This window comes from Bordetella bronchialis (assembly GCF_001676705.1).
Classification (GTDB): Bacteria; Pseudomonadota; Gammaproteobacteria; order Burkholderiales; family Burkholderiaceae_B; genus Bordetella_C; species Bordetella_C bronchialis.
The window spans coordinates 5,791,131-5,807,312 of record NZ_CP016170.1 but is presented as its reverse complement, the minus strand read 5'-3'; the positions used below and the strand labels follow the sequence as shown (position 1 = coordinate 5,807,312).

Annotated in this window: 25 protein-coding genes; 23 read left to right on the top strand and 2 right to left on the bottom strand. The window is 63.5% G+C overall.

From position 1 onward, the window contains the following. Positions 1-7 precede the first annotated feature (7 nt). The 13 genes from fusA to rpsQ all read left to right on the top strand — a co-directional run bounded on the left by fusA (position 8) and on the right by rpsQ (position 8,910). Positions 8-2,113, top strand: coding sequence for an elongation factor G (gene fusA, locus BAU06_RS25585; RefSeq protein WP_066357412.1), 2,106 nt, complete (start codon positions 8-10; stop codon positions 2,111-2,113). A gap of 76 nt (positions 2,114-2,189) precedes the next feature. Further along, entirely contained in the window at positions 2,190-3,380 is a 1,191-nt protein-coding gene (gene tuf / locus BAU06_RS25580) for an elongation factor Tu (protein ID WP_066357411.1), read from the top strand. 63 nt (positions 3,381-3,443) lie between these two features. Beyond that, positions 3,444-3,755: a 30S ribosomal protein S10 gene (gene rpsJ, locus BAU06_RS25575; protein ID WP_066357409.1), complete on the top strand. Its 312-nt coding sequence runs from the start codon at positions 3,444-3,446 to the stop codon at positions 3,753-3,755. Positions 3,756-4,140: 385 nt separating this feature from the next. Then, a complete protein-coding gene (gene rplC, locus BAU06_RS25570; RefSeq protein WP_066357404.1) occupies positions 4,141-4,830 on the top strand; it encodes a 50S ribosomal protein L3 in 690 nt (229 codons plus the stop codon). A gap of 5 nt (positions 4,831-4,835) precedes the next feature. Next, entirely contained in the window at positions 4,836-5,453 is a 618-nt protein-coding gene (gene rplD / locus BAU06_RS25565) for a 50S ribosomal protein L4 (protein WP_066357403.1), read from the top strand. Then, positions 5,450-5,746, top strand: a complete 297-nt coding sequence (gene rplW, locus BAU06_RS25560) for a 50S ribosomal protein L23 (protein WP_066357397.1) — start codon at positions 5,450-5,452, stop codon at positions 5,744-5,746. The genes rplD and rplW overlap by 4 nt, the downstream gene beginning before the upstream one ends. After that, positions 5,747-6,574, top strand: a complete 828-nt coding sequence (gene rplB, locus BAU06_RS25555; protein ID WP_066357393.1) for a 50S ribosomal protein L2 — start codon at positions 5,747-5,749, stop codon at positions 6,572-6,574. A 12-nt stretch (positions 6,575-6,586) separates the two neighbouring features. Continuing rightward, complete coding sequence (gene rpsS, locus BAU06_RS25550) at positions 6,587-6,862, top strand: 30S ribosomal protein S19 (protein ID WP_066357390.1); 276 nt, start codon at positions 6,587-6,589, stop codon at positions 6,860-6,862. Between the two features lie 3 nt (positions 6,863-6,865). Then, positions 6,866-7,195 carry a 50S ribosomal protein L22 gene (gene rplV, locus BAU06_RS25545; protein WP_066357384.1) on the top strand — a complete coding sequence of 110 codons (330 nt, stop codon included), beginning with the start codon at positions 6,866-6,868 and terminating at the stop codon, positions 7,193-7,195. A 9-nt stretch (positions 7,196-7,204) separates the two neighbouring features. Next, complete coding sequence (gene rpsC / locus BAU06_RS25540) at positions 7,205-8,005, top strand: 30S ribosomal protein S3 (RefSeq protein WP_066357381.1); 801 nt, start codon at positions 7,205-7,207, stop codon at positions 8,003-8,005. Positions 8,006-8,007: 2 nt separating this feature from the next. Continuing rightward, positions 8,008-8,424, top strand: a complete 417-nt coding sequence (rplP, locus tag BAU06_RS25535) for a 50S ribosomal protein L16 (protein ID WP_066357379.1) — start codon at positions 8,008-8,010, stop codon at positions 8,422-8,424. A gap of 10 nt (positions 8,425-8,434) precedes the next feature. Continuing rightward, the gene (gene rpmC / locus BAU06_RS25530) at positions 8,435-8,626 is read left to right on the top strand and encodes a 50S ribosomal protein L29 (protein WP_066357378.1); all 192 of its coding nucleotides are present in this window, start codon (positions 8,435-8,437) and stop codon (positions 8,624-8,626) included. A 2-nt stretch (positions 8,627-8,628) separates the two neighbouring features. Next, positions 8,629-8,910 carry a 30S ribosomal protein S17 gene (rpsQ, locus tag BAU06_RS25525; protein ID WP_066357377.1) on the top strand — a complete coding sequence of 94 codons (282 nt, stop codon included), beginning with the start codon at positions 8,629-8,631 and terminating at the stop codon, positions 8,908-8,910. 211 nt (positions 8,911-9,121) lie between these two features. Here rpsQ and BAU06_RS25520 read toward each other — a convergent pair whose 3' ends face one another. Then, positions 9,122-9,427 (bottom strand): hypothetical protein, encoded by a 306-nt coding sequence (locus BAU06_RS25520; RefSeq protein WP_066357376.1) that lies wholly within the window; start codon positions 9,425-9,427, stop codon positions 9,122-9,124. 160 nt (positions 9,428-9,587) lie between these two features. After that, positions 9,588-11,015 (bottom strand): NAD-dependent succinate-semialdehyde dehydrogenase, encoded by a 1,428-nt coding sequence (locus tag BAU06_RS25515; RefSeq protein WP_066357375.1) that lies wholly within the window; start codon positions 11,013-11,015, stop codon positions 9,588-9,590. Between the two features lie 315 nt (positions 11,016-11,330). Between BAU06_RS25515 and BAU06_RS27180 the strand changes: the two genes are divergently transcribed. From BAU06_RS27180 to rpmD, 10 genes are all read left to right on the top strand, one after another. Beyond that, positions 11,331-12,086 carry an aspartyl/asparaginyl beta-hydroxylase domain-containing protein gene (locus BAU06_RS27180; protein WP_231933960.1) on the top strand — a complete coding sequence of 252 codons (756 nt, stop codon included), beginning with the start codon at positions 11,331-11,333 and terminating at the stop codon, positions 12,084-12,086. Positions 12,087-12,534: 448 nt separating this feature from the next. After that, positions 12,535-12,912, top strand: coding sequence for a 50S ribosomal protein L14 (rplN, locus tag BAU06_RS25505; protein ID WP_066357374.1), 378 nt, complete (start codon positions 12,535-12,537; stop codon positions 12,910-12,912). 11 nt (positions 12,913-12,923) lie between these two features. Beyond that, on the top strand, positions 12,924-13,244 hold the full coding sequence (gene rplX / locus BAU06_RS25500; RefSeq protein WP_066357369.1) for a 50S ribosomal protein L24: 321 nt from the start codon (positions 12,924-12,926) through the stop codon (positions 13,242-13,244). A 12-nt stretch (positions 13,245-13,256) separates the two neighbouring features. Then, positions 13,257-13,796 carry a 50S ribosomal protein L5 gene (gene rplE / locus BAU06_RS25495; RefSeq protein WP_066357368.1) on the top strand — a complete coding sequence of 180 codons (540 nt, stop codon included), beginning with the start codon at positions 13,257-13,259 and terminating at the stop codon, positions 13,794-13,796. 11 nt (positions 13,797-13,807) lie between these two features. After that, positions 13,808-14,113, top strand: a complete 306-nt coding sequence (rpsN, locus tag BAU06_RS25490; RefSeq protein WP_066357366.1) for a 30S ribosomal protein S14 — start codon at positions 13,808-13,810, stop codon at positions 14,111-14,113. A gap of 10 nt (positions 14,114-14,123) precedes the next feature. After that, the gene (rpsH, locus tag BAU06_RS25485) at positions 14,124-14,519 is read left to right on the top strand and encodes a 30S ribosomal protein S8 (RefSeq protein WP_066357365.1); all 396 of its coding nucleotides are present in this window, start codon (positions 14,124-14,126) and stop codon (positions 14,517-14,519) included. A 10-nt stretch (positions 14,520-14,529) separates the two neighbouring features. Next, positions 14,530-15,063: a 50S ribosomal protein L6 gene (gene rplF, locus BAU06_RS25480; protein WP_066357364.1), complete on the top strand. Its 534-nt coding sequence runs from the start codon at positions 14,530-14,532 to the stop codon at positions 15,061-15,063. A gap of 21 nt (positions 15,064-15,084) precedes the next feature. Beyond that, the gene (rplR, locus tag BAU06_RS25475; RefSeq protein WP_066357361.1) at positions 15,085-15,450 is read left to right on the top strand and encodes a 50S ribosomal protein L18; all 366 of its coding nucleotides are present in this window, start codon (positions 15,085-15,087) and stop codon (positions 15,448-15,450) included. Between the two features lie 15 nt (positions 15,451-15,465). Next, on the top strand, positions 15,466-15,987 hold the full coding sequence (gene rpsE, locus BAU06_RS25470) for a 30S ribosomal protein S5 (protein ID WP_066357354.1): 522 nt from the start codon (positions 15,466-15,468) through the stop codon (positions 15,985-15,987). 3 nt (positions 15,988-15,990) lie between these two features. Continuing rightward, entirely contained in the window at positions 15,991-16,176 is a 186-nt protein-coding gene (gene rpmD, locus BAU06_RS25465) for a 50S ribosomal protein L30 (protein WP_066357352.1), read from the top strand. Positions 16,177-16,182 lie beyond the last annotated feature (6 nt).

The following is a 16,182-nucleotide window of genomic DNA, read 5'->3' as shown; positions in this document are numbered from 1 at the left end:
ATCAATCATGGCTCGCAAAACCCCCATCGAGCGCTATCGCAACATCGGCATCTCTGCGCACATCGATGCAGGGAAGACCACCACGACGGAACGCATCCTGTTCTACACCGGCGTCAATCACAAGATTGGCGAAGTCCACGACGGCGCTGCCACCATGGACTGGATGGAACAGGAGCAGGAGCGCGGCATCACGATCACGTCGGCCGCGACGACCGCTTTCTGGCGTGGCATGGCCGGCAACTACCCCGAGCACCGCATCAACATCATCGACACCCCGGGACACGTGGACTTCACCATCGAAGTCGAACGTTCCATGCGCGTGCTCGACGGTGCGTGCATGGTGTATTGCGCGGTGGGTGGTGTGCAGCCGCAGTCCGAAACCGTGTGGCGCCAGGCCAATAAGTACGGCGTGCCGCGCCTGGCCTTCGTCAACAAGATGGACCGCACCGGCGCCAACTTCTTCAAGGTCTACGACCAGCTGAAGACGCGCCTGCGCGCCAATCCCGTGCCCATCGTGATCCCCATCGGCGCCGAAGACGAATTCAAGGGCGTGGTGGACCTGATCAAGATGAAGGCCATCATTTGGGACGACGCCAGCCAGGGCACCAAGTTCGACTACGTCGACATCCCGGCCGACCTGCAATCGGCGGCCGAGGAATGGCGCGAAAAGCTGGTGGAATCCGCGGCCGAATCGTCCGAAGAGCTCATGAACAAGTACCTGGAAACGGGCGAGCTCTCGGAAGAGGAAATCAACCAGGGCATCCGCTCGCGCACCATCGCCGGCGAAATCCAGCCGATGCTGTGCGGTACGGCCTTCAAGAACAAGGGCGTGCAGCGCATGCTGGACGCGGTCATCGATTACCTGCCTTCGCCCGTGGACATTCCCCCGGTCGACGGCCAGGATGACGATGGCAACGCGATCAACCGCAAGGCCGACGATACCGAAAAGTTCTCGGCGCTGGCGTTCAAGCTGATGAGCGATCCCTTCGTCGGCCAGCTGACCTTCGTGCGCGTGTATTCCGGCGTGCTGAAGTCCGGCGACACCGTCTACAACCCCATCAAGGGCAAGAAGGAACGCATCGGCCGCCTGCTGCAGATGCACGCGAACAACCGCGAGGAAATCAAGGAAGTTCTGGCCGGCGACATCGCCGCCGTGGTGGGCCTGAAGGAAGTGACGACCGGCGAAACGCTGTGCGACGTCGATTCCCACATCCTGCTGGAGCGCATGGAGTTCCCCGAGCCCGTGATCTCGCAGGCCGTGGAGCCGAAGTCCAAGAGCGACCAGGAAAAGATGGGCCTGGCCCTGTCGCGCCTGGCGCAGGAAGATCCGTCGTTCCGCGTGCGTACCGATGAAGAATCGGGCCAGACCATTATTTCCGGCATGGGCGAACTGCACCTGGAAATCCTGGTCGACCGCATGAAGCGCGAATTCGGCGTGGAAGCCAACGTCGGCAAGCCCCAGGTGGCCTACCGTGAAACCATCCGCAAGACCTGCGACGAAGCCGAAGGCAAGTTCGTCAAGCAGTCCGGCGGCCGCGGCCAGTACGGCCACGTGGTCATCAAGCTGGAGCCGCTGCCCCCGGGTGGCGCCGGTTTCGAGTTCGTCGATGCCATCAAGGGCGGTGTGGTTCCTCGCGAATACATCCCCGCGGTCGAAAAGGGCATCGTCGATACGCTGCCGTCCGGCATCCTGGCGGGCTACCCCGTCGTGGACGTCAAGGCGACGCTGTTCTTCGGTTCGTACCACGATGTGGATTCGAACGAAAACGCGTTCCGCATGGCGGCCTCGATGGCCTTCAAGGAAGGCATGCGCAAGGCCTCGCCGGTCCTGCTGGAACCGATGATGCACGTCGAAGTCGAAACCCCGGAAGACTACGCCGGCACGGTGATGGGCGACCTGTCGTCCCGCCGCGGCATGGTGCAAGGGATGGACGACATTCCTGGCGGTGGCAAGATCATCAAGGCCGAAGTTCCGCTGGCCGAGATGTTCGGCTATTCCACCAGCCTGCGTTCGCAGACCCAAGGCCGCGCCACGTACACGATGGAATTCAAGCAGTACGCTGAAGCGCCGAAGAACGTGGCCGACGAAGTTATCGCAGCCCGTACCAAGTAAATCATCCGCGATCCGCCCTGGCTGCGCCGGGGCGTCGCATTACCGAGTTCCTTGAAAGTTCAAAGGATAAGAGATCATGGCAAAAGGCAAGTTTGAACGTACCAAGCCGCACGTGAACGTGGGTACGATCGGTCACGTGGACCACGGCAAAACGACGTTGACGGCGGCGATCACGACGGTGCTGTCGAACAAGTTCGGCGGTGAAGCGAAGGCGTACGACCAGATCGACGCGGCGCCGGAAGAGAAGGCGCGCGGGATCACGATCAACACGGCGCACGTGGAATACGAGACGGAGTCGCGTCACTACGCGCACGTTGACTGCCCGGGCCACGCGGACTATGTGAAGAACATGATCACGGGCGCGGCGCAGATGGACGGGGCGATCCTGGTGGTGTCTGCCGCTGACGGCCCGATGCCGCAGACGCGCGAGCACATTCTGCTGAGCCGGCAGGTGGGCGTGCCGTACATCATCGTGTTCCTGAACAAGGCGGACATGGTCGATGACGCGGAGCTGCTGGAGCTGGTGGAAATGGAAGTCCGCGAGCTGCTGTCGAAGTACGATTTTCCTGGCGACGACACGCCGATCGTGAAGGGTTCGGCCAAGCTGGCGCTGGAAGGCGACAAGGGCGAGCTGGGCGAGCAGGCGATCCTGAAGCTGGCCGAGGCGCTGGACACGTACATCCCGACGCCGGAGCGCGCGGTCGACGGTACGTTCCTGATGCCGGTGGAAGATGTGTTCTCGATCTCGGGTCGGGGCACGGTGGTGACCGGTCGTATCGAGCGTGGCGTGATCAAGGTTGGCGAGGAAATCGAAATCGTCGGCATCAAGCCGACGCTGAAGACGACCTGCACGGGCGTGGAAATGTTCCGCAAGCTGCTGGATCAGGGCCAGGCCGGTGACAACGTGGGGATTCTGCTGCGCGGCACCAAGCGTGAGGAAGTCGAGCGTGGCCAGGTTCTGGCCAAGCCGGGTTCGATCACGCCGCACACGGACTTCGACGCCGAGGTGTACATCCTGTCCAAGGAAGAGGGCGGCCGTCACACGCCGTTCTTCAACGGCTATCGTCCGCAGTTCTACTTCCGCACGACGGACGTGACGGGCACGATCGAGCTGCCCAAGGACAAGGAGATGGTGCTGCCGGGCGATAACGTGTCGATGAAGGTGGCGCTGCTGGCCCCGATCGCCATGGAAGAAGGCCTGCGTTTCGCGATTCGCGAAGGCGGCCGTACCGTGGGCGCGGGCGTGGTTGCCAAGATCATCAAGTAATTCCCGACGCCGCAGGGGCGGCGCCGATACCGGTCCGCCCCCTCTCGTTCTTTAGGAAACACCATGAAAAACCAAAAGATCCGCATCCGCCTGAAAGCGTTCGATTACAAGCTGATCGACCAGTCGGCTGCTGAAATCGTCGACACGGCCAAGCGCACGGGCGCCGTCGTGCGCGGTCCCGTTCCGCTGCCCACGCGCATCCGTCGCTATGACGTGCTGCGCTCGCCGCACGTCAACAAGACCTCGCGCGACCAGTTCGAGATCCGCACCCATCAGCGCCTGATGGACATCGTGGATCCCACCGACAAGACGGTCGACGCGCTGATGCGCCTGGACCTGGCTGCCGGCGTGGACGTCGAGATCGCGCTGGAGTAATCCGCGCGATCGCCGCAGGTACGAAACATGGCCGCCGATGACGTATCGGCGGCCATGTTTTTTGGTCCGTGGCCTGCCGTTCCACTCGCTGCGCTTCGGTCGGCGTCATCCCGGTCCATTGCGCTGCGGCCTGGCCTTTCCACCGCCGTCTTCCGTTGCGCATATGCCGGTCTCTAGCGGGCGGTACTTGCGGACCGCCCCCGGAAGCTGCTAAACTCGCAAACTTGCCATTTTTGGCAGAGATGCATGCGTGCGCCGTCCGGACAGGTGTCCTGAAAGGGTTTCCTGGAAGGCTGTCCTGAAAGGAAGGCGCCGATAACTGTAGGGCAAGCCGTTACCTTGCCTGATTAGCCCCGACCAATCGCAGTCGGGAATGGAGAAAACGATGTCGAATTCGACACCCACGCCCGCCGCGTTCCGGCTCGGGCTGGTGGGTCGCAAGGTCGGCATGACCCGCATTTTCACCGAGGAAGGCGAATCCATCCCGGTGACCGTGCTGGACGTGTCGAACAACCGTGTGACCCAGGTGAAGTCTCTGGAAAGCGACGGCTACGCCGCGATCCAGGTGGCTTACGGCACGCGCCGTTCCTCGCGCGTGCCCAAGGCCCAGACGGGCCATTACGCCAAGGCCGGCGCTGAAGCCGGCAGCATCCTGAAGGAATTCCGCCTCGACCCCGCCCGCGCCGCCGAATTCGCGCCGGGCGCCGTCATTACCGTGGAAAGCGTGTTCGAAGCCGGCCAGCAGGTCGACGTCACCGGCACCACCATCGGTAAGGGCTTCGCCGGTACGATCAAGCGCCACAACTTCGGTTCGCAGCGCGCCTCGCACGGTAACTCGCGTTCGCACCGCGTGCCCGGCTCCATCGGCCAGGCGCAGGATCCCGGCCGCATCTTCCCCGGCAAGCGCATGTCCGGCCACCTGGGCGATGTCACCCGTACCGTCCAGAACCTGGACGTGGTTCGCGTCGATGCCGAGCGCGGCCTGCTGTTGGTCAAGGGCGCCGTCCCCGGCCACAAGGGCGCGGATATCGTCGTGCGTCCGGCCGTCAAGGCCCCGGCCAAGAAGGGAGCGTAAGCACCATGGAACTCAAGCTCCTGAATGAACAAGGTCAGGCCGCTACGTTCAGCGCGCCCGACACCGTCTTCGGTCGCGACTACAACGAAGCGCTGATCCACCAGATCGTCGTGGCTTTCCAGGCCAATGCCCGTAGCGGCAACCGTGCCCAGAAGGACCGTTCGGAAGTCAAGCACACCACCAAGAAGCCCTGGCGCCAGAAGGGTACCGGCCGCGCTCGCGCCGGTATGACCTCGTCGCCGCTGTGGCGTGGGGGCGGCCGGATTTTCCCGAACTCGCCCGACGAGAACTTCAGCCAGAAGGTCAACAAGAAGATGTACCGTGCCGGGATCCGCTCGATCCTGTCGCAGCTGGCTCGTGAAGACCGCATCGCCGTCGTCGATACGTTCACGCTGGATACCCCCAAGACCAAGCAGGCCGCGGCCAAGCTGAAGGGTCTGGGCCTGGATTCCGTGCTGATCATCACCGACAGCGTCGATGAAAATGTTTACCTCGCCACCCGCAACCTGCCGCACGTTGCCGTGGTCGAACCGCGTTACGCCGATCCGCTGTCGCTGATCCACTATCGGAAAGTGCTGATCACCAAGCCGGCCATCGCTCAACTCGAGGAGATGCTGGGATGAACACCGAACGCTTGATGCAGGTGCTCCTGGCTCCGATCGTGACCGAAAAGGCCACGTTCGTCGCCGAGAAAAATCAGCAAGTCGCTTTCCGCGTGGTCGACACCGCCACCAAGCCGGAAATCAAGGCTGCCGTCGAACTGCTCTTCAAGGTGCAGGTCGAGTCCGTGCAGGTCCTCAATCGCAAGGGCAAAGTCAAGCGCTTTGGCCGGTTCGTGGGTCGCCGCCGCAACGAGCGCAAGGCCTACGTGTCGCTCAAGGAAGGCCAGGAAATCGACTTTGCGGAGGTGAAGTAAATGGCCCTCGTGAAAATGAAACCGACCTCCGCCGGCCGTCGCGGCATGGTGAAGGTCGTCAGCCCGAACCTGCACAAGGGCGCGCCGGTCGCTTCTTTGCTGGAAAAGAAGAAGCGCGGCTCGGGCCGTAACAACAACGGCCACATCACCGTCCGCCATCGCGGCGGCGGTCACAAGCAGCATTACCGTATCGTCGACTTCCGTCGCGACAAGGACGGCATCCCCGCCAAGGTCGAGCGCCTGGAATACGACCCCAACCGTACGGCACACCTGGCACTGCTGTGCTACGCCGACGGCGAGCGTCGCTACATCATCGCGCCCCGTGGCCTGGAAGTCGGTGCCTCGCTGGTGTCGGGCATCGAAGCCCCCATCCGCGCCGGCAACACGCTGCCGATCCGCAACATCCCGGTGGGTACGACCATCCACTGCATCGAGATGCTGCCCGGCAAGGGTGCCCAGATGGCCCGCTCGGCCGGCGCCTCCGCCGTCCTGCTGGCGCGCGAAGGCACGTACGCCCAGGTCCGCCTGCGTTCCGGCGAAGTGCGCCGCGTGCACATCGAGTGCCGCGCCACCATCGGCGAAGTCGGTAATGAAGAACACAGCCTGCGCCAGATCGGCAAGGCCGGTGCGATGCGTTGGCGCGGTGTGCGTCCGACGGTTCGTGGCGTCGCCATGAACCCGGTGGATCACCCGCACGGTGGCGGCGAAGGCCGTACCGGCGAAGCCCGCGAACCGGTCAGCCCGTGGGGTACTCCGGCTAAGGGTTACAAGACCCGTAGCAACAAGCGGACGAACAACATGATCGTCCAACGGCGCAAGCGCAAGTAAGAGGCGAACACTATGTCACGTTCGATCAAGAAAGGCCCGTTTGTCGATGCTCACCTGATCAAAAAGGTGGATACGGCTACCGCGGCCAAAGACAAGAAGCCGATCAAGACCTGGTCGCGCCGTTCCACGATCCTGCCCGAGTTCATCGGCCTGACGATCGCTGTGCACAACGGCAAGCAGCACGTTCCCGTGTACATCAACGAGAACATGGTCGGTCACAAACTGGGCGAGTTCGCGCTGACCCGTACGTTCAAGGGCCACGCGGCGGACAAGAAGGCCAAGAGGTAAGCGATGGAAACGACTGCCATTATCCGTGGTGTTCACATCTCGGCGCAGAAGACCCGTCTGGTCGCGGACATGATCCGTGGCAAGCCGGTCGCGCAAGCGTTGAACATCCTTACCTTCTCCCCCAAGAAGGCCGCCGGCATCCTGAAGAAGGCTGTCGAGTCCGCCATCGCCAATGCAGAGCACAACGACGGTGCCGACATCGACGAGCTGAAAGTCACCACGATCTATGTGGACAAGGCTCAGTCGCTGAAGCGCTTCTCGGCTCGCGCCAAAGGCCGCGGCAATCGTATCGAGAAGCAGACCTGCCACATCACGGTCAAGGTCGGCGCCTAAGGAGTCACGATGGGTCAGAAAATTCACCCCACTGGGTTCCGCCTTGCGGTTACCCGTAACTGGTCCTCGCGTTGGTACGCCGACGACAAGGCTTTCGGCGGCATGCTGGCCGAAGACATCCGCGTGCGCGAGTACCTGAAGAAGAAGCTGAAGAGCGCTTCGGTCGGCCGCGTGGTCATCGAGCGTCCGGCCAAGAACGCCCGTATCACGGTGTACTCGGCGCGTCCCGGTGTTGTCATCGGCAAGCGCGGCGAAGACATCGAAGGCCTGAAGGCCGATCTGCAGCGTCTGATGGGCGTGCCCGTGCACGTCAACATCGAGGAAATCCGCAAGCCGGAAACCGACGCCCAGCTGATCGCCGATTCGATCTCGCAGCAGCTGGAAAAGCGGATCATGTTCCGCCGTGCCATGAAGCGCGCCATGCAGAACGCCATGCGTCTGGGTGCCCAGGGCATCAAGATCATGAGCTCGGGCCGCCTGAACGGCATCGAAATCGCGCGTACGGAGTGGTATCGCGAAGGCCGTGTGCCGCTGCACACGCTGAAGGCGAACATCGACTACGGCACCTCGGAAGCCCATACCACCTACGGTGTGATCGGCATCAAGGTCTGGGTCTACAAGGGCGACATGCTGGCCAACGGCGAACTGCCGCCCGAGACCGCCGCGCCCCGCGAAGAAGAGCGCCGTCCGCGTCGTGCCCCGCGTGGCGACCGTCCTGACGGCGGTCGTCCGGGCCGTCCCGGCGGTGGTGGCGGTCGTGGCCGCGGTCCCCGCAAGGCGGATGCCGCCCCGGCGCCTGAAGGAGAATAAGCATGCTGCAACCCTCACGCAGAAAGTATCGCAAAGAGCAGAAGGGCCGTAACACCGGCCTGGCCACGCGCGGCACCAATGTGTCGTTCGGGGAATACGGCCTGAAGGCGACCGGCCGCGGCCGCCTGACCGCCCGCCAGATCGAAGCCGCCCGTCGTGCCATCAACCGTCACATCAAGCGTGGCGGCCGCATCTGGATCCGCATCTTCCCCGACAAGCCGATTTCGCAGAAGCCGGCCGAAGTCCGGATGGGTAACGGTAAGGGCAACCCGGAATACTGGGTCGCCGAGATCCAGCCCGGTAAGGTGCTCTATGAAATGGAAGGGGTCAGCGAAGAGCTCGCACGCGAAGCTTTCCGCCTGGCCGCCGCGAAGCTGCCGATTTCGACGACGTTCGTCGCGCGTCACATCGGCGCTTAAGGAGTCCTAAATGAAAGCCCAAGAACTCCGCTCGAAAGACGCCGCCGAGCTCCAGAAAGAACTCGAAAGCCTGCTCCGAGCCCAATTTGGTCTGCGCATGCAGAAGGCCACGCAGCAGCTTGCCAACACCAGCCAGCTCGGCAAAGTGCGCAAGGACATTGCGCGCGTCCGTACCGTGCTGACCGAGAAGGCAGGGAAATGATCATGAGCGAAACGCAAAACACCCAACAAGCCAAGCGCAAGCGCACGCTGGTCGGCAAGGTCGTCTCCAACAAAATGGACAAGACCGTTGTCGTGCTGGTGGAACGCCGCGTCAAGCACCCGATCTACGGCAAGATCGTCATGCGCTCCAACAAGTACAAGGCGCACGACGAGACCAACCAGATCAATGAAGGCGACACCGTGGAAATCGCGGAAGGCCGTCCGATCTCCCGTTCCAAGTCCTGGAGCGTGGTGCGTCTGGTCGAAGCCGCTCGCATCATCTAAGCCGTCAGGCGGCGCGTTCGGCGCCGTTGCGCGCGATCCCCGCTTGCGGGCACGCGCGCGATGACGGCGCCGACGCGACACCGGGCAAGAAAGCCAAGGGAAACCTTGGCTTTTTTCGTTTCACGGACCGGCGCGGGGCGACCGGAAGCGTCGGCACGTCGGGTTCCCCCCGGCAGCCGGAAAGGCTGCCGAAGCCCGCTGCGGGCGGAACCTAGGCCGAGACGACGGAAAAGCCGACGAAGGCGCCGGGAGACAACGCTTCCGGCTCGATGGGCGGCTTGCCTGCCGGCACTTGGGTCGCGTGCGCGACATAACGTCCCGGTTGCAAACCGCCCGTGGTGGTCGCCACCCACAGGCCGCTGCGGTCGGCCTGCACGGTGTGGTGCTCCACGGTGTTTTTCAGAAAGGTTACGGCGAAGTAGACCGTCGAGCCGGGATCGGCGTGTCCGTTCGCATGCAGGAGAGCGCCTTGCAGCATCGTGGCGCCTTCCGTGGGGAAGTCGATGGTAGCCGTCATGTTGTGCCTCCGGTAAGGGGCGCCCGCCAGCGCGCAGCCATGGCGCGGCGGGCTCCCGGAATCACAACATCGGGGCGCGGGACCGGCTTGTCGATTCGGGCAATCCGGTTTTGGAATCCTGTCCGCTGTCCAAGGCGACATTGGACAGGATGGTCGTGGCTCAGATATGCGTGATGAACTTGGTCACCAGGTAGCCGTCGAAGGTCTCCGTGCCGCCTTCGCTGCCAATGCCGCTGTCCTTGACGCCGCCGAAAGGCGTTTCCGCCAGCGCGCTGCCGAAATGGTTGATGTTGACCATGCCGGCTTCCAGGGCGTTGGACACCTTGGTGGCGGTCTTCAGCGAGTTGGTGAACACGTAGGACGACAAGCCGAAGGGCAGGCTGTTGGCGCGCTTGATGGCCTCGTCCGTATCGGTGAAGGGCACCACGGGTGCCAGCGGGCCGAAGGGCTCTTCGGTCATCAGCATGGCGTCTTCGGGCAGGTCGGTGATGACGGTCGGCGCGAAGAAATGGCCGGCCCGCTCGATGGGGGCGCCGCCCAGGACGACCTTGGCGCCCTTGCCGACGGCGTCCTCGACGAAGCGGCTCATGGTGGGGACCCGCCGCTCGTGCGCGAGCGGGCCCATTTCCGTGCCGGCTTCCAGGCCATTGCCGACCTTGATGTTCTTGAGCACGTCCGTGAAGCGGGCCAGGAATTTGTCGTAGGCGCCCTTTTGCACATAGAAGCGGGTGGGCGACACGCAGACCTGCCCGGCGTTGCGGATCTTGAAGCGCGCCAGCATCTCGGCCGCGCGCTCGATGTCGGCGTCGTCGAAGACCAGCACCGGCGAATGGCCGCCCAGTTCCATGGTGCTGCGCTTCATGTGCGCGCCGGCCAGCGCGGCCAGGTGCTTGCCGACGGGCACGGAGCCCGTGAAGGAGATCTTGCGCACGATGGGCGAGCGGATCAGGTATTCGGAAATCTTGGCCGGCTCGCCCCATACGATGTTCAGGCAGCCCGGGGGCAGGCCGGCGTCGTGGAACATGCGGGCGATGGCCATGACCGCGCTGGGCGAGTCCTCCGGTCCCTTCAGGATGATGGTGCAGCCGGCGCCCAGGGCCGCGGCGATTTTGCGGATGGCCTGGTTGTACGGGAAGTTCCAGGGCGTGAAGGCCGCGCACACGCCGATCGGCTCACGCACCACGAATTGGCGGACGTCCGGATTGCGCGGCGGGATGACGCGGCCGTAGATGCGGCGGCATTCCTCGGCGTGCCACTCGCAGTGCTCCGAGCAGCTGGTCACCTCCAGCACGGCCTCGGCCAGGGGCTTGCCCTGGTCCATGGTCATGTTGCGGCCGATCTCCTGGGCGCGCTCGCGCGACAGCTCGGCGACCTTGCGCAGGATGCGCGAGCGTTCCATCGGCGACGTACGGCGCCAGGACTCGAAGGCGCGCTGCGCCGCCTGCAGGGCGCGGTCCAGGTCGGCTTCGGTGGCATGGGGCAGCTTGCCCAGGACCTCGAGGGTGGCCGGATTGGTCACGTCCTGGCTCTGGCGTCCCTCGCCCGACAGGAATTCGCCATCGATATACAACGCCAACTGTTCGTACATTCTGTTATCCCTCGTCTATGGATTGGATGCGGTCCTGCCGTGCCCGGCCAGGCCAGGCCGCCCGGCCGCGCGAGTGTCAGTCTAAACCCAGGGGCCGTCGGGCGCCGCGGGCGGCACATCGCATGCCCGCCGGAGCCGGCTCGGGCGGTATTATGCGCTGCGGGCCGGAACCATGCAGAAATCGCGCTGGTCCAAGATGGGCCCCGACGGCAAACCGGCTCGCTGCCCGCGAAGGTCCTGCCGTACCAGGGCGGCGCGTCGGCAAGAATAGCTTTCCGCGACCGGATCAGAGAACGACACGAACGGCCTAGAACTGTGCAGCCCATAGATACCGCCCCGAACAAGTCATCTCCGCCCCTGTTTTCCCGGTTCTTCTTCGCCGTCGTGGACATCCTCCATAACGCGATCGCCCGCGCGTCCCTGGTGGGGGACCATCCCATCTTCGACAACGCCGCCTTCCCCTGGGTGCCCGGGCTGGAGGCCGCGGCGCCGGCCATCCGGGAGGAACTGACGGAGATCCTGCGCGACCGGGAGAAACTCCCGGCATTCCACGAGCTCTCGCCCGACGTGGCGACGATCACCACGGACCGCCAGTGGAAGACCTTCGTCTTCATGGCCTATGGGCTGCGCGCGGAGCGCAATCTGGCGCGTTGTCCCGCGACGGCGCGCGCCATCGCCGGCATCCCGGGGATCCGCACCGCGTTCTTCTCCATCCTGGAGCCCGGCAAGCGCATCCCACTGCACCGCGGCCCCTACAATGGCGTGCTGCGCCTGCACCTGGGGCTTATCGTCCCGGAGCCCCGCGAACAATGCTGGATAGAAGTCGATGGGCAGCGCTACATCTGGCAAGAGGGCAGGGCGGTGGTGTTCGACGACCTCTATCCGCATGAGGTCCATAACGATACCGATGGGCTGCGGGCGGTGCTGTTCATCGATTTCGACCGGCCGTGCCGCTGGCCCGTCAACTGGTTGAACCGGTTGGTGCTGGCGGTGGCGCCCATGACGCCGGAGATCCGGCAGTCCAAGGCCAACCACGATCTGTGGGAAAAAGGCTACTACGGGCAGGACTGAAGATTCCCCTTGCGAACGTTTGGCGGACGGGCTAGAATAGATAGCTTTCCCGCAGAGTCTGTCTGACATTCTGCCGGGACCAGCCCGGGATTTCCGGCGCGTTCAGTCCGCAGCCCACGATGGCAGCGATTGCAACGGCGGTCGGGGTTTCTGGTGGGGTCCGGGCCGGGGGTCGGGGTCGCAGGTTCTTGGGAGAAATCCGCAGGATACCAACTCTGGTTTTGTCCTGGTCCAGGATGGGGTGCGCGGCGGCCGGTTCCGGTCGCGCGGGCCGTGTCAGGGGCCGCCGGGCGGACCAGGGTTATCAAGCCCTTATGGGAACCTAAACCCTTACGGGACCAAAACTGACGGAAAGGGCTGGTGTGCCCGCGCTATTTCGGTGGCCCGCAAGGGTCGGCGTCATTGGGGCGGCAATCGCACTCTCCGTTAAGTTGGAACAGGAAAAATCATGATCCAAATGCAGACCACGCTGGACGTGGCCGACAACACTGGTGCGCGCCGAGTGCGGTGCATCAAGGTGCTCGGCGGATCCAAGCGCCGTTATGCCGGTATCGGCGACATCATCAAAGTCAGCGTCATCGACGCCGCCCCGCGTGGCCGCGTCAAGAAGGGCGAAATCTACAACGCCGTCGTGGTGCGTACCGCCAGCGGCGTGCGCCGCAAGGACGGTTCGTTGATCCGTTTTCCCGGCGTCAACGGCAATGCCGCCGTCCTGCTGAACGCCAAGAAAGAACCGATCGGCACCCGCATTTTCGGACCCGTGACCCGTGAGCTGCGTACCGAGCAGTTCATGAAGATCGTGTCGCTCGCGGCCGAAGTGCTGTAAGGAGCCCAGCGATGAACAATATCCGCAAAGGTGACGAAGTCATCGTCCTGACCGGCCGCGACAGGAAGCGTCGCGGCACCGTGCTGCAGGTCGTGAATGCCGACTACGTGCTGGTCGAAGGCGTGAACGTCGTCAAGAAGCACACCAAGCCGAACCCCATGGCCAACAACCCGGGCGGCATCGTCGAAAAATCGATGCCTATCCATATTTCCAACGTCGCGCTGTTCAACCCGGCTACGGGCAAGGGCGACCGCGTGGGCGTCAAGGAAGTCGACGGCCGCCGGGTCCGCATCTTCCGTTCCAATGGTGCCGAAGTCGGCGCCAAGGCGTAAGGAGCGTAAGACATGACTCGTTTGCAAGACCTGTACCGCGACAAGATCGCCGGCGAGCTGAAGACCAAGTTCGGCTACAAGAGCTCGATGGAAGTGCCGCGCATCACCAAGATCACGCTGAACATGGGCGTGTCCGAGGCCGTGGCCGACAAGAAAGTGATCGAGCACGCCGTGTCGGATCTGACCAAGATCGCCGGCCAGAAGCCCGTCATCACCAAGACCCGCAAGGCTATCGCCGGTTTCAAGATCCGCGAAAACTATCCGATCGGCTGCATGGTGACGCTGCGCGGCGAACGGATGTACGACTTCCTGGATCGCCTGGTTACCGTGGCCTTCCCGCGCGTGCGTGACTTCCGTGGCGTGTCCGGCCGTGCTTTCGACGGTCGCGGCAACTACAACATCGGGGTGAAAGAGCAGATCATTTTCCCCGAGATCGAGTACGACAAGATCGACGCGCTGCGTGGGTTGAACATCAGCATCACCACCACTGCCAAGACCGACGAAGAAGCCAAGGCGCTGTTGACGGCGTTCAGCTTCCCGTTTCGTAATTAAGGGACGATGACGTGGCCAAACTCTCACTCATCAATCGCGACATCAAACGCGCCAAGCTGGCTGACAAATTCGCCGCCAAGCGCGCCGCACTGAAGGCGATCATCGACGACCAGTCGAAGACCGACGAAGAACGTTACCAAGCTCGGCTCAAGCTGCAGCAGCTGCCGCGCAACGCCAATCCCACGCGCCAGCGCAACCGCTGCGCCGTGACGGGTCGTCCGCGTGGCGTGTTCAGCAAGTTCGGCCTGACGCGTCACAAACTTCGCGAAATGGCGATGAAGGGCGAAATCCCCGGCATCACCAAGGCCAGCTGGTAGGAGAACGAATATGAGCATGAGCGATCCGATCGCCGATATGCTGACCCGCATTCGCAATGCGCAGCAAGTTGACAAAGTCACGGTGACCATGCCGTCCTCGAAGCTGAAGGCCGCCATCGCCGCCGTGCTGAAGGACGAAGGCTACATCGACGGGTTCGAAGTCAAGGGCACCCAGGCCAAGCCTGAGCTCGAGATCTCCCTGAAGTACTACGCCGGCCGTCCGGTCATCGAGCGCATCGAACGCGTATCGCGCCCCGGCCTGCGTATCTACAAGGGCCGCAGCAACATTCCCGAGGTCATGAACGGCCTGGGCGTTGCCATCGTGTCGACCTCGCGTGGCGTGATGACCGACCGCAAGGCTCGCGCCAACGGCGTGGGCGGCGAAGTCCTGTGCTACGTGGCCTAAGGAGAGTCGTATGTCACGTATAGCCAAATACCCGGTCGAAGTGCCGAAGAACGTCGAAGTGACGTTGAAGGAAGACCAGATCACCGTCAAGGGCCCCCTGGGCACGCTGGAACAAGCGCTGACGGGCGACGTCGTCGTCAAGCTGGATGAAGGCAAGCTGACCTTCGTCGCCGCGAACGACGGCCGCCACGCCAACGCCATGTCCGGCACGGTGCGCGCCCTGGTCGCGAATATGGTCACGGGTGTCAGCAAGGGCTTCGAGCGCAAGCTGACGCTGGTGGGCGTGGGTTACCGCGCCCAGGTGCAAGGCGACGTCGTCAAGCTGCAACTTGGTTTCTCGCACGACATCGAGCACAAGCTGCCCAAGGGTGTCTCCGCGAAGTGCCCCACGCCGACGGAAATCATCGTCAGCGGCGCGAATCTGCAGGAAGTGGGCCAGCAGGCGGCCAAGATCCGCGGCTACCGCAAACCCGAGCCCTACAAGGGCAAGGGCGTGCGCTATGCCGACGAGAAGGTCGTCATCAAGGAAACCAAGAAGAAGTAACGGCGGACGCAAGGACGAATCATGGACAAGAAAGTATCCCGTTTGCGTCGTGCGGTTCCGACCCGCCGGAAGATTTCCGAACTGCGCGTTCATCGCCTGTCGATCTTCCGCTCGAACCTGCACATCTACGCGAACATCATTTCGCCGGAAGGCGACCGCGTGCTGGTCAGCGCTTCCACGTTGGAAACCGAAGTGCGCAACCAGCTGGCTGGCCAATCGGGCCGCGGCGGCAACAAGGCCGCTGCCGAGCTGGTGGGCAAGCGCGTGGCCGAAAAGGCCAAGGCCGCCGGTATCGAACTGGTCGCCTTCGATCGCTCGGGCTTCCGTTACCATGGCCGCGTGAAGGCGCTGGCCGATGCCGCGCGTGAAGCCGGCCTCAAGTTCTAAGCGAGGATCAGTCAAATGGCTAAACCACAAGGCAAAGGCGCCGTGGAAAAAGAGAACGACGACGGCCTGCGCGAAAAGATGATCGCGGTGAACCGCGTCAGCAAAGTGGTCAAGGGCGGTCGCACGATGAGCTTCGCCGCGCTGACCGTGGTCGGTGACGGCGATGGCCGCATCGGCATGGGCAAGGGCAAGGCGCGCGAAGTGCCGGTGTCCGTCCAGAAGGCGATGGAACAGGCCCGTCGCGGCCTGTTCAAGGTCGCCCTGAAGAACGGCACCCTGTACCACACCGTGGTCGGCAAGCATGGCGCTTCCACCGTGCTGATCTCCCCGGCTCCCGAAGGTACCGGCGTGATCGCCGGCGGCCCGATGCGCGCCATTTTCGAAGTGATGGGCGTGCGCAACGTCGTCGCGAAGAGCCTGGGTTCCAGCAATCCTTACAACATGGTCCGCGCCACGCTGAACGGCCTGCGCGCGTCCATGACTCCGTCGGAAGTCGCGGCCAAGCGCGGCAAGACCGTCGAAGAGATCCTGGGGTAAGTCATGGCTCAGAAGCAGATCAAAGTCACCCTGGTGCGCTCGGTTATCGGTACCAAGCAATCCCACCGCGACACCGTGCGCGGCCTGGGCCTGCGCCGTATCAATAGCTCGCGCGTCCTGCAAGATACGCCCGAGGTGCGCGGGATGATCCGTACTGTGGATTACCTGGTCACCGTCACGGAAGTCTAAGGAATC